Origin of the sequence: Brevibacillus soli (assembly GCF_044759095.2) — a bacterium.
In the GTDB taxonomy this organism is placed as follows: Bacteria; Bacillota; Bacilli; order Brevibacillales; family Brevibacillaceae; genus JBIYSM02.
Window position 1 is genome coordinate 19,384 of the sequence record NZ_JBIYSM020000005.1, and the last position, 12,547, is coordinate 31,930.

Here is a 12,547-nt window from a genome sequence, read left to right on the forward strand (position 1 = left end):
TTCAGGAGAGAGAAGGGAATCGGTATGTTTGAAGCAAGAAGAAACAAACTCGTGCAAGAGCTTCGCGAAAGAAACATGGACGCGGCGGTGATCGTCCCGGGGCCCAATCTGTATTATTTCACCGGGCTTCATCTCAAACAAAGCGAGCGGTTGACGCTGGCGATCCTGACCAAGGAAGGGGAATTGAGCTTTGTCGTCCCGCAGGTGGAACTGACGAAAGTGGAGTCCGCCACCAACGGCCGGATCTTCTGGTATACCGATGAGCAGGGAGCGGGCAAGGCGCTGGCCGAAGCCAGGGCTGCACTGGGCAGTCTGGGAAAAGTCGGAGTGGAGTTCGGCCAGATGCGTGTGATGGAGCTCAAGGCGGCGGAAGCGTTGGGAGCGGCGTCAACCGAAGACGTCAGCGCTGCGATTGACTCCCTGCGCATGTTCAAAGATCAGCAGGAAGTCGAACAGTTGAAAAAAGCGGTGCAGATCATCGAAGAAAGCCTTGAGGCAACCCTTCCTTTTATCAAGCCGGGTGTCAGCGAACTGGAAGTCGCTGCGCATTTGGAGTACGAAATGCGCAAGCGGGGATCGGAAGGCACTCCGTTTGGCACGATCGTCGCATCTGGATACCGCGGTGCGCTGCCGCACGGACGGGCTTCCAGCAAAGTGATCGAGAACGGCGAACTGGTGGTGCTGGATTTCGGGGCAATCTGCGGCGGTTATGTGGGTGACATCACCAGAACGATTGCCGTGGGCGACGTCTCCGACGAATTGAAAGAGATTTACGAGGTCGTCAGAGAAGCCCAACAAGCGGCCGTGGATGTGATCAAACCGGGAATCACCGCGCATGAAGTGGACGAAACGGCGCGGAAGATCATCCGGGAGAGAGGCTTTGGAGACTATTTCACCCACCGAACGGGGCACGGTATCGGTTTGAGCGGACACGAAGCGCCGTACATGATGCAAAACAACAAGCTCGTCCTCAAGCCGGGCATGGCGTTCACCGTAGAGCCGGGCATCTATCTGCCGAACAAGGGCGGAGTTCGCATCGAGGACAATCTTGTCGTGACGGAGGACGGGTTCATCAATTTGATGACCTACCGAAAAGACCTGATCACGCTGTAAGGATGTGAGGCAAGCATGGACATCGCACAAATCAGAAAAGATACGCCGCTTCATGAGCAGTACTCGTACATCAACACGGCTGCGGCTTCCGCACCTCCCCGGCAGGTGGTCGAGGCCATCACCGACTACCTCAGCAAAACAGCGAGCCTCGGGCCGTATTTGCCCTCGTTTCGCAAGGAGACGTACGCCAAAGTAGACGAAATCAGGGGAAAAGCCGGGGCGTTTATCGGTGCGTCGGCCAGTGAAATTGCCTTTACGAAAAACGGAACGGAAGCGATCAACTTCATCGCGAACGGCCTCTCCTGGAACGAAGGGGACGAGGTGATTCTCGCCGACCTCGAGTTTCACAGCAACTTCGTTCCGTGGCTGAAGCTTCAGAGCGAAGGGAAAATCAAACTGAAGGTGCTGAAGACGGACAAAAGCGGAGTGATTTCCGTAGCGGAGCTGGAGAAATTGTTCACTCCCCGCACCCGCCTGATCACCGTTTCCCACCTGCCAAACGCTTCCGGCGCGCTGCAGCCGGTGAAGGAAATCTGTGCGCTGGCGAAACGGCACAACGTCCTGACGCTGATCAACGCGTCGCAGACGCTCGGCCTGGTGCCGATCGACGTCAAGGAACTGAACTGCGATTTTCTCGCGGCTTGCGGCCGCAAGTGGCTGAGGGGTCCCGAGGGATCGGGCATTTTGTACATCCGCGAAGAGCTGATTGACTCGATACAGCCGACATTGATCGGTTGGGGAGGCACCACCTGGGATTTTGACACCAACGAGTATTCGTTCCTGCCGATCGCCAAACGGGTGGAAGCGGGTTGTCCGATCGTTCCGTCCATTTTGGGGCTGGGAGCGGCGATCGACTACGCCGCCAACATCGGCATCGAGGCCGTCTACGAGCGGGTCAAGGAGCTGACCCAATACGCGGTTGAGCGGATGCAGACGATTCCTGGGATCGCCATTTACGGCCCCGAAAGCATCGAAAATCGCCTGGGGATCATTCCGTTCAACGTGGACGGCTTGACGCCCGACCGAATCACCGAATTTTTGGAAGAACACCGCATCATCATTGAAGCGGGGACGTTTATGGCCAACACCATGCTGCAGCAGTACGGCATCGCGAAAATGGCGAGATTGTCCCCGCACTACTTCAACACAACGGAGGAAATTGACAGGGCTGTGGAACTGATCAAGGTCCTGGTGGAGAAGGAGAGTAAGCGATGAACAAGTTTTTGCTCGAATCAGCCTATAACGTGTTGAAAAATGGACTGCAGATCAAGCGGGAGGAAGAGGTTCTGATCGTCGCCGACGACAAGCAGGAGCCTTCGCTGGCAGACGCTTTTTTCATCGCCGGTTCGCTTCTGGGGGCGAAAGTGGGGAAAATCATCTATCCGGCGGTCCCGACGCAAAATGCCGAGCCGATGCCGTTTGTCGCGGCAAGTTTGCAATCCGTTCAAGCGGCAGTCATTCTGCCCAAAGTATCCATCACCCACGTGGAAGCGATTCGCCAGGCCCGCAAACAAGGCACGCGCGTGCTTGTCTGCAGCGGCTTGGATGAGCGGATGATGACCGGCGCGGTGAACGCCGATTACGAAAAGCTGAGCGAGCTGACCAACAAGTTTGTCAAGCTGTTTGAATCGGCTGACCGGGTCCGCGTGACGTGCGCCAACGGAACGGATGTCGAGTTTTCCGTCCAGGGAAGACAGACGATGGCCGTGGACGGCATTTGCAATCAGCCCGGCCAGTGGAACTTCGCCCCCGCGGGGACAACCGCGACAGCGCCGCTCGAAGGCACCACGAACGGAACGATCGTGTTTGACGGAAGCCTGGCGCCTTTCGGCATCGTCGATCAACCCGTCGTTTTGCGAGTGGAAAAAGGACTGATCCGGGAAATAACCGGCGGGCGGACGGCGCAGGAATTTGCCGCTCTCCTCGCCTCGTTTGAGAACGAGAATGTCTACAACATCGCGGAGATGGGCATCGGCACCAACGAAAAGGCGGAGCTCAGCGGCAAGCTGATTGAGGACGAGCGGATATTGGGCGCGTTCCACTTCGGTATCGGCAAAAGCTTGAATATCGGCGGCAATGTAGACGCGCCGTTCCACACCGACGGCATGATCATGAAGCCGACTGTCTACGTCGACGGGCAAGTCGTGGTGGAAGACGGGAAGATTCTGCTCTGAACCGATCGCCGGTTAAGGCAGCAGCGTGCCTGTCACAGTCTGAAACATATTGAAAGGGTCTGTCTCGAAAGAGGTAGGCTCTTTCATTTTCAAAAATTTAGCCCCGCATCCATTTCCGGACACAGGGCATTTTTATCCTCGTAAGCGTGAAATAGTCCCCACCTTGTGAAGGATAGGGACTGCTTTTATGGGTGCAATCCACTGTCATCCCCCGGATTTCAGGAGGGCTTGGTTTTAGGCTAGCATTGAGCGAACGTACGTAACCACTTGCTGATAAAAGAGGGAGCTCGGGTCGATTTGCCCGATAACGGTTGCGTTTCTTGCATTAAGATCAAGGGATTTAACGTGATCAGTTAAAGCCACACCGTTAAGTTGGGTATAGCCGTTCCCTACTAAAGCGCCATTAATGGGGATACCGGGAGGAACGGGAACCTCGAAATTATAACCTTTTGCTTGAGCGGTAACCGGAACAATGATGGCTAGCTCCGAAATCGAGGGATCAATAAGACCGTCAGATATTACGATTGCGGGGCGATACCCGGCCTGCTCATGACCGGATTGCGGATAGAGATTCATCCAAACAATACTCCCGCGCGTCACAGTTCCTGTAATCGACATCAGATTATTTCATCCCCTACAGGCTCATATGATTCATCATGGCTACGAACACCGGGCTTCGAGGTACCACGAAGTGAGAGAAACAGTGCCCTTAGGTCATCCTGGTTGTCGGCTGCAGGAAATACTGGACGGATAACGACCTCACCCTTATCAGAAACATGGAACCCAACCTCGACTCCATCCCCTAACTTAGTAAGTTTTACAACCTCGGATGGAATACGGAGGGCCAAACTATTTCCCCATTTGCGAATCGTGCCTTTTGCTACCGGTTGAGCTAGTGCTGTCACGGTAATCAACCCCTTGCTTGTTTGATGGCTCAAATATACTACACCCCCTTGCGAATGTATATACTATGTATATACAAAAAAACGTCGATTGATACATGAACGGGGATAGGTCTGGTGCCTGTCACCACCCGAATTTATGATATAGTAGAGAGGATACAACAGAAAAACGCGGAGGTTCCAGATGTCCAGTAACGATCCGTTGGTATCCGTTATCTTTCCTGTGAAAAATGAAGGGATCCATGTAAAAAATACGATGGACTCCTTGCAGAAAGCCAAAACGAATGTGAGCTATGAAGTGATCGTCGTCGACGATGCCTCTGAAGATGGATGTTGTGATTTCCTCTCTGCCCATGAGTACCCGTTTCCCGTTACCCTTGTCCGGACAAAGGGGTTGGGTGCATCCAATGCCAGGAACGCCGGTGCAGAAAAAGCGAATGGCACCTATTATATCTTTTGTGATGCGCACCTGTTTTTTGAAGACTATTGGATCGACAAATGTATCGAGCCGATTGAGAAAGGAATGGCGGACGGTGTCGTTCCGGGTATTGCTCCCCATGACAAACCCAATACGGTTGGATACGGTTATACCATCAATCTGGAGAAGTTTAAAGCAAGCTTCAATGGAAAAAGCATCCTCACAAAAGGTCTTCACCCCGTTGAAACACCCTTTCTTCCCGGAGGGTGTTTGGCCATCACCAAAAAAGTCTTTGATGACATTGGAGGCTTTGACAAGGGTTTTATCGTCTGGGGGCATGAGGACGTTGAGATTTCTCTCAAAATGTGGCTGTTTGGCTATAAGTGTTATGTACAGCCGCAGGTAAAGGTCTTGCACGTATTCAGGAAATCATTCCCCTATAAAGTGAGTGTTACGCATGCAGACTATAATATGATGCGAATGGCGTACAGTCATTTTAGTGAAGAACGAATTGAGAAATGTAAGAAATATATTCGCGTTCCGGAAAAAACCGAGCAAATCGTAAAAGCCGTCATTGCGAATGGAGCCATGGAACAAAGAGACAGGTATTTTGCTCGCAGAAGATTCGATGACGATTGGTTTTTCAAGCATTTTAAAATCAACTTCTAACCGGATGGGATCAGTGCCTGTCATCCCCTGCTTTCCCGTACCCATATTCACCGCAACGGCAGCGTTTCCAAAAACGTATTCATTGTTGATCGCCTGGGTAAAGTGGAGGCTGTAGCCAGGACCACAAGCTGGGCTCTGCCATTGCAACAGTCAACAAAGCTGCCACCCTTTCTCTACTCGATGTGTTTGATCACTCACGCGCTACAGTAGACCTTGCACAACCTGGTGCAGCGACAATTCCGGTGACCATCACCGAACCAGGATTGTACACATTTCAGGTATTGATTACAGGTTTCTGGGTACGAAGAATGTTTCCAATGTACAGGTCGTTGAGGGACTGCCCGATAAACAAACTGACTGTAATTCGACATTTTTCTACAAAAAACGGCATGTTTTGCCGATACCTACTATAGACGTTCGTTTCACCTCGCTTCCCCTTGGTCTCCCTTGGCTAAGGGGCCTTTTTTGGGGCGTAACCCTTTTCGGCAAGGTGGTCAGACCAATTACCATAATTTATGCATGAATGGACGATCATCTGCTGCCGATGAACAGAGTAAGGAGGTAATTCCTCTACCCGTTGTTCTTGGGGTATTGATATGAGGCAGTCAATCTGTGCAGAAGACTGCCTCCTTTTTTCATTCCGTTCCAATTGAGGATAAGCTTCCCTCACTTACCAACAGAACGCTAAGGAAACCTCTCATCAAAGTACATATAATAAACTCATTCACGTACTACTTCTCCGATCACATTTTGGGTGGTCGGAGCTTTTTATTATCCATGAATCAAAACCCGTCTCTGTCCTGGAAGAGACGGGTTTTATATTGCTGTACCATTATATACATGTTGATGATATAACGGGTTATATATTACTGTATAGATAACAACCTGTAACCTTAGGTTTTCCCCCTCGCCTGGCGTTGGGGGATTATTTTTTCAAAACCGAATGACACCGTTGATTACTTTTACGGTAAACGCACCCACTTTGACCAGGGATCCAGATGAGGTGGAGTAGCGCCAGCGTACTCGTTTGGCAACAGGCTCCAGTTGTCTGCCATCAAACTGTGGGGCCCGACCCCCATGGAACTGTGGTCAGTATCATAAAGATCGGGAAGTCCAAGTTCATGACCAAATTCGTGCGCGATAATTCCGATCGTCGCCATGTGATCATCATTGTATTGGGAAGAGCCATGCAGTTCGCCAAATTGTGTATAACTGATATAACCTTGATTCCCTAAGCTTACGTCATCCAAAACCATCTCTTTAATCCAGTATTGATGGCCCCACACACTGGGTGATTTGGCTCCATAGCTGGCCTCATATCCCGCAACGATTGTCATCAGGTGAAGTTCATCGGAAGTTACCTTTCGATCCTTGTTTTGATCAAATTTGCTGAGGTCGATGTATTTATTTGCGGCATAGAGGGCATCTGACACGATAACGCCATTCATATCGCTCGAATTTCCAGCGGTATTTGGGTGAGTGTACGGCAAAGTCACTTTTATGATCCCGTCATTCGCTGTACCGTAGTTTTCTTGAGCCGGTCGCAAGGTATAGGTTTCATTGGATACTTCTTCGTAATACTTTCGTACGCTTTTTCCGGTTGATCCAAAGGTCTGTTGATTCCATTGGGCGTCCGTATATTTGATTTTCGTGTCGGCAAATTGTACCAGCAACACCAAAAGATTGGATCCAAGGTTGATGTATTGCGAATGTTTCATGTTGAACCTTGGGTCAATCGCTTTCGCTTTGATCCGGCTTTTGCTGGTTGGTTGTCTGGCTATTTTGGTTACATCGCGATTTGTAATCGTTTTCTGAGGCTTTTTATGAATCAGATATCTGGAGTTGCTCGCCTTTAGTTCGTCACCTCGGGTTATCGCGTAATACCAGAAGTGATCGTCTCCCTTTACAATTACTTCCCCTGTTTCGGCCGTTACCCAGTTGAACCATTCATCACCGTGCAGTGTCGCCGTGAAGGTCTCACCGCTGGGTTGTTGGTACTCCATTGGGTGAGGAGCGGCAGGTGCCGCAGAAACGATGCTGCTTGAAAAAAAGATGGATAATGCGGTAAAAAGTACATACATTAGGCCTTTCTTCATGTGACTTTACAACTCCCCATCATGTGAATAACGATGGGATTCAAGAAAATAGGGGGAATTTCCTTCCAAGTGAATCTATTTTCATCATTTTGTTGTCTATGGAATTGAAAGAATTCTATCTTTTGGCATATATTTCCCCAAAATCCTATTGCCGATATTCCTACTAGATCACTCATCTCTAGGAGGGAACGTGGATGAAGAAATTCTTATCGAGCAGTCTTGTGATCGCATTGCTGGCGGTAACACCGATCGCAGCGGTGCATGCTGAAAAGCCGGTGCAGGAAGAAGGAAAAGGGGGCGGGGGGAAGCCGGACAAACCGGGTAAGCCTGACAAGCCTGACAAGCCCGATAAACCGGAGAAACCGGAGAAACCAGACAAGCCAGACAAGCCAGATACGCCGGACGAGCCGGATGCGGAGGAGGAACCAACCCAGCCGGATGGCGAAACGGTTACAGATGAAACGGTAACCGAAGAAACTGCCGCCACGGAGACAACGACCTCTGCTGAAACCAAACAGCCTGGTAAGAAAGAGGCCGTAAAAAAAGCGGTAAAGACCAAAAAAGAACTGATCGAACTTCGCCAGCAGCTGAAACACGCGACGGAAGTCTCGGAAGAGCTGAAGGCAAAATATGAGGAGTTAGCTGCCTTGCTGCAGGAACAGTCTGAACTGCAGCAGGCTCTGGAAGTCCAATTGGAACTGCTCCAGCGCTTCTACAAACCGGGCGATACGGAACTGTTTGCCAAACTGGGTGAACTGTACGAACAGACGGGAGAAGAGGGTTTAAAAACCTTCGTCGACGGAGAAGAAGTGGAAATGGATGTAACTCCGTTTATTGAAAAAGGTCGAGCGCTGGTTCCCGTGCGTGCGATCAGCGCGGCATTGAAGGCGGAAGTGAAATGGGATGCAGAGGCACGTACAGTGGATGTGGTGCGGGGCGAGACGACGATCACACTGTATCTCGACAAAAATGAGGCTGTGGTCAACGGTACTACCGTCAAGCTGGAAACCGCCCCTGTGATCAAAAAGGGACGTATATTCCTGCCGCTTCGCTTTATTGGTGAGCAGTTGAAGGCCACAGTGAACTATCAGCCGGAAGGCGATATCATCATCATTGATGACAATACCTCCCAAACGGATGGGACTGCTCCGGAAACAACGGAGGAAACGACTGGGGATTCAACCACAACAGATACCGGTAACACTGTTGAGACCAACACCGGTGAGAACACGGATGAAACGACCGGAACAGGGGAAACGACCGGAACCGACACCAATGCAACAGGGGAGACAACCACTGGGGTAACAACGGATGAAACAACGACCGGTACTGCAGAAACCGAAACAACGACCGGCACTGCAGAAACCGAAACAACGATTGTAAACGGGCAATAGAAGTAAAGAGAAAGGGGCCTGTCTTGAGACAGGTCCTATGTTTGTTGAGTAACTGAAGCAGCAAGAAGAAGAGTGTTTCCAGGCGGAGCGAAGCATGGAAACATCCTTCTTCATACTCCATCTTCTTCATGCAGCCTATCCTGCGCCTCTTTGTCCATCCCGCCATACCCCTCCACCGCATTCACGGCATTCACCGCGTCCTCAATCCCCCGATCCGGATTGGATAAAAACGCATCAATCTCCTGCTCACTCCACCGATCCACATGAATTTGCTTGAGGTCAAAGCCCCGATCTCCCTCTGAACTGTACTTTCTCAACACGCTTTTCGCCAGCTCACGCTTGATATCGGCCATCTCCTGTACCATCTTGCCGTTCGCAGAGATCTTGAACAACCCGTTGCCGTTTGCCTTCAGGAGCTTGCTCGCCTCGATGAAATTGCTCATGTCGTATGTAATGACAGCTTCCTCGCCAATGTTGCGGTACTGGCTGTCGCCAAACACAATCGAGAGAAACTCCCCGACGTTGTCGCCCTGTATCCTGATATCCACTTCTGCCGGATTTGCCATCGAATTCACCTCGGCGTTGGCCGCCACCCGGTCGTTTCTTTTTATATGGTGTCCAGTCAGATGGAATTTTATTGTTCAGGTGTAGCGACAATACCAAGTTTTCGATGTTGCAAAAGAGTCCCACTATGCTATAGTGGAGGACGAAACCGAATCATCCGTTTTCTACATATATAAGAGGTAGTTGGGAGCGACGCTATGTTATCCTTTTTGAAAAACTGGCTGGGAAAAACACCGACGTCAGAAGATGTGAAGGAACAGCTGAAAGAAGAATCGATCCTGGTGGCGGGAGAAGCATCAATGTCTGCCGCGAAGGAGCCCAAGCAGGAGCAGGCACCAACAGCGGAAGGTGTGGCGACAGCCCTTTCCCTACACCCATCCTGGGAAGCTAAACTGAGCTCGCAGGAACGCTACGCGCTGTCTTTTATGGCACAGGAGCTGCCGCCGCTTGCAGAAGGGAACCTTTCCATCGCGGGGATTTCGCTTACGCCGCACGAAGAGGGCGTGGAAGTTACCGCCTTGTTGCGAAACGGAACGAATCGTCCCATTCGTTTGAATACAATGACGCTTCTTATCCTTTTTGGCGATCAGCAGTTGTTCACCCGTCAATCGTTTGATCTGTCACAGATCGGGGAGATTCCGCCGTATTCCGCCCGCCCGTGGACATTTGTTTTCAATCGGGAGCACTTCTTGCAGGTGAACGTGCTTTTGACCAACTGGAAAGTCGCCTTTGAGCTCGCCCAGAAAAAGCTGGTCCTGCCGCAGCAGCTGGAGCTGGAAGAGTCGTGGATCAAGGCGCTCACCGACGAACAAAAAAATCATTTGATCGAACTGGCCAAACGGCTTCCGCCGCTGCAGCAGGGCGAGGTCAACATTCAGAGCGTCAGCATCTCCAGAACGGAGGACGGACTGCGCGCGCTGCTGCTGATTCGCAACGGCTCCAACCAGTCTCTCAGCCTGGAACGCCTGCCGTTGGCGCTGTACGATGCGACCGGCGACAAGGTGGCCGAGGGTGTTTTTGAATTGGGCGGACTCACGGTAAACGCGAATACCAGCAAGCCGTGGCTGTTCATTTACCCGCAGGAAAGCATCATCAAGCAGGAGCCTGATTTTACCCGATGGAAGGTTTCGGTGCCGCAGGCCTAAGGGGCAGGATGATTTGCCCCGAAAATGAAAAAGCCTTATGATAGATAGCAGGTTTTTCGTTCGCGCCCGGTACAGAGAGGAGGATATTATGTTTTCGTTCATTAAAAATTGGATGAATAAAGAAAATTCCATGGAAGAAATAAAGAAGGACCTCCAGGAAGGATCCACCGTCGATGCCGATGAATGGAACGACAGCGGTGCGGAGGTGACTCCTGTTCATCAGAGAGCCGTACGGCCACTGGTGCAAACAGAGTTGTCCCTGCACCCTGTATGGGAGCAGCAGCTGGATGCAGAGAAGAAGTACACGCTTCGCTTCCTGCAGGCAGAATTGCCGGAGATGGTGGAAGGTACGCTGGGTGTTACCGGCTTCAGCTTGATGCCGCAGGAGGGCGGGGTCAACGTGGCGATGTTTTTCCGGAATGCCTCGTCTCATACGGCCCGGTTTAAAAACGTCACCCTGACGATTCTTCTGGATGACAAGCCGTTTGCCCGCCAGCGTTTTGACTTGAGCGATCTGGGGGCGATCCCGCCGCACAGCAGCCGTCCCTGGGAGGTGTTTTTCCCGGCGGAGAGTTTCCTGCATGACAACTTTGCCTTTACCCGCTGGAAGGTAACTTTGAACTTCGGGAAGCGTGAGCATGTGTGGCCCAAACACCTGGATTTGGATCCGGAGATGGAAGCCCGCATGACGGACCGCCAAAAGGAGCGCCTGGAGGTCATCGTTAGAACGCTGCCGTCGATGAAGCCGGATTCGGTGGAGATCACCGGCTTTGACATCGGAGTGACGGAAGACGGCAAGCTGGTAGCCGGCTTGTTGTTCCGAAACGCATTGCGGGAACGGTATTCCCCTCAAAAACTGCGCATCAAGATTACCGATGCCGTCGGCGATCTCGTGGCTTCGGGATCGATTGACGCAAGCAAGGTACAGGTGCGTCCGGGAACAGCCCGCCCGTGGTTGGTTGTGTTCCCCGCAAGTTCCGTGAAAAAACCAAACGCCGATCTCAGCAGATGGTACCTGGAAGTGAAGGAGGCTAATGAATGAGCTGGTTGCTGGAAAACTGGTTTGGCTCCAAGGAAAGCCTGGAGCAAGTGAGAGAAGATATTCAGGAACATCTTCATAAAGAAACATATCTGGGGGTGTCCGGGATCGAAAATCCGGAGCAGTCCTCCAACCGATTGGAAGCCAAGGAACTGTTCCTGACCCTGCACGGTCCCTGGGGCACCAATCTGGACGAGATGGAGTCCGAGCTGCTCCAGTACGTTCACGATGAACTGCCGCCTGTGGTGCGCGACGAAGTGGGAATCATTCCGTTCTTTGCCAATCCAACGATGCAGGGCTATCTGGTCCTGGCCTTCATCCGCAATGCGACCAACCGCTCCGTTCTAATCAACCGCCTGCCGCTTGCCCTGGTTACTCCAGAGGGCGAGGTAGTGGCGCGAAAAACATTTGACCTGATGACGTTTGGCCCGATCGGCGACATGGCAAGCCGTCCTTGCGACTTCCTGTTCCGTTGGGAAGAGTTTCTCCAAGTGCCGGAGCAGGAAGTGCCGCTCACCCTCATCTACGAGGCGCCCAAGCAATCGCCCGTCATCCCCGAGGAATACAAACAGACAGATGGTTTAACCGCGGATGAACTGGCCAAATACAAGCAGCTTGTCGGAGAGAATCCTGAAGTGGTGCAGGGAGAGGTAGACCTGAAGGTAGTGGACATCGTCAACGCCGAGCATGGCGGCTTGAAAGTCGTTGTTCTTTTCCGCAACGGGCTGTCAAAACGCCTGGAGTTTACGGAAGTGCCGATCTTTGTCCGCACGAAACAGGGGGAAGAAGTGGCGCGTGTCCAATACGGGCTGAAGAATATGAAGGTGGAGGCGGAAAGCAGCAGATTGTGGGGCTTTTACATTCCGGCAGATTCGTTGAAAAAGCCTGGCATTGAAGCGGCAGAGTGCATCGCCCACATCCCTTCGGCTAAACGGGAACACAAACAGGTTCCGGTGTCCATCGAAACAAAAGGCCTGATTCAGTAACGAATGGGGTGCCCTTATCGTCAAACAGACGGTAGGGGTTTTTTTCT

General features: G+C 51.7%; 12 protein-coding genes. 8 read left to right on the top strand and 4 right to left on the bottom strand.

What is annotated here, in order from left to right; translation table 11 throughout:
- The first annotated feature begins 24 nt into the window (after positions 1-24).
- Genes ACE99V_RS03140 through ACE99V_RS03150 form a run of 3 tightly spaced genes read left to right on the top strand, consistent with a single transcriptional unit; the run spans position 25 to position 3,287 of the window.
- Positions 25-1,113 (top strand): M24 family metallopeptidase, encoded by a 1,089-nt coding sequence (locus tag ACE99V_RS03140; protein ID WP_400489694.1) that lies wholly within the window; start codon positions 25-27, stop codon positions 1,111-1,113.
- Between the two features lie 15 nt (positions 1,114-1,128).
- A complete protein-coding gene (locus tag ACE99V_RS03145) occupies positions 1,129-2,328 on the top strand; it encodes an aminotransferase class V-fold PLP-dependent enzyme (RefSeq protein WP_400489695.1) in 1,200 nt (399 codons plus the stop codon).
- Positions 2,325-3,287, top strand: coding sequence for an aminopeptidase (locus ACE99V_RS03150; protein WP_400489696.1), 963 nt, complete (start codon positions 2,325-2,327; stop codon positions 3,285-3,287). Before ACE99V_RS03145 ends, ACE99V_RS03150 begins: the two co-directional genes overlap by 4 nt.
- Before the next feature lie 234 nt (positions 3,288-3,521).
- Here ACE99V_RS03150 and ACE99V_RS03155 read toward each other — a convergent pair whose 3' ends face one another.
- Positions 3,522-3,905 (bottom strand): type II toxin-antitoxin system PemK/MazF family toxin, encoded by a 384-nt coding sequence (locus ACE99V_RS03155; protein ID WP_400489697.1) that lies wholly within the window; start codon positions 3,903-3,905, stop codon positions 3,522-3,524.
- Positions 3,905-4,225: an AbrB/MazE/SpoVT family DNA-binding domain-containing protein gene (locus tag ACE99V_RS03160; RefSeq protein WP_400489698.1), complete on the bottom strand. Its 321-nt coding sequence runs from the start codon at positions 4,223-4,225 to the stop codon at positions 3,905-3,907. Before ACE99V_RS03160 ends, ACE99V_RS03155 begins: the two co-directional genes overlap by 1 nt.
- Positions 4,226-4,373: 148 nt before the next feature.
- On the opposite strand from ACE99V_RS03160, the gene ACE99V_RS03165 reads away from it, so the two are divergent.
- On the top strand, positions 4,374-5,276 hold the full coding sequence (locus ACE99V_RS03165) for a glycosyltransferase family 2 protein (protein ID WP_400489699.1): 903 nt from the start codon (positions 4,374-4,376) through the stop codon (positions 5,274-5,276).
- 962 nt (positions 5,277-6,238) lie between these two features.
- On the opposite strand, the gene ACE99V_RS03170 is transcribed toward ACE99V_RS03165, so the two are convergent.
- Positions 6,239-7,372 (bottom strand): M6 family metalloprotease domain-containing protein, encoded by a 1,134-nt coding sequence (locus tag ACE99V_RS03170; protein ID WP_400489700.1) that lies wholly within the window; start codon positions 7,370-7,372, stop codon positions 6,239-6,241.
- A 194-nt stretch (positions 7,373-7,566) separates the two neighbouring features.
- Between ACE99V_RS03170 and ACE99V_RS03175 the strand changes: the two genes are divergently transcribed.
- Positions 7,567-8,766 carry a copper amine oxidase N-terminal domain-containing protein gene (locus ACE99V_RS03175; RefSeq protein ID WP_400489701.1) on the top strand — a complete coding sequence of 400 codons (1,200 nt, stop codon included), beginning with the start codon at positions 7,567-7,569 and terminating at the stop codon, positions 8,764-8,766.
- Positions 8,767-8,876: 110 nt separating this feature from the next.
- Here the strand turns inward: ACE99V_RS03175 and ACE99V_RS03180 are convergent, their stop codons facing one another.
- Positions 8,877-9,332, bottom strand: a complete 456-nt coding sequence (locus tag ACE99V_RS03180; RefSeq protein ID WP_400489702.1) for a hypothetical protein — start codon at positions 9,330-9,332, stop codon at positions 8,877-8,879.
- Positions 9,333-9,527: 195 nt separating this feature from the next.
- Here ACE99V_RS03180 and ACE99V_RS03185 point away from each other — a divergent pair, with 195 nt between their 5' ends.
- The 3 genes from ACE99V_RS03185 (at position 9,528) to ACE99V_RS03195 (ending at position 12,500) form a co-directional block, all read left to right on the top strand.
- On the top strand, positions 9,528-10,475 hold the full coding sequence (locus tag ACE99V_RS03185) for an accessory Sec system S-layer assembly protein (RefSeq protein ID WP_400489703.1): 948 nt from the start codon (positions 9,528-9,530) through the stop codon (positions 10,473-10,475).
- Positions 10,476-10,563: 88 nt separating this feature from the next.
- Positions 10,564-11,517, top strand: a complete 954-nt coding sequence (locus tag ACE99V_RS03190) for an SLAP domain-containing protein (RefSeq protein WP_400489704.1) — start codon at positions 10,564-10,566, stop codon at positions 11,515-11,517.
- Positions 11,514-12,500 carry an SLAP domain-containing protein gene (locus ACE99V_RS03195; RefSeq protein ID WP_400489705.1) on the top strand — a complete coding sequence of 329 codons (987 nt, stop codon included), beginning with the start codon at positions 11,514-11,516 and terminating at the stop codon, positions 12,498-12,500. The genes ACE99V_RS03190 and ACE99V_RS03195 overlap by 4 nt, the downstream gene beginning before the upstream one ends.
- Positions 12,501-12,547: the final 47 nt, after the last annotated feature.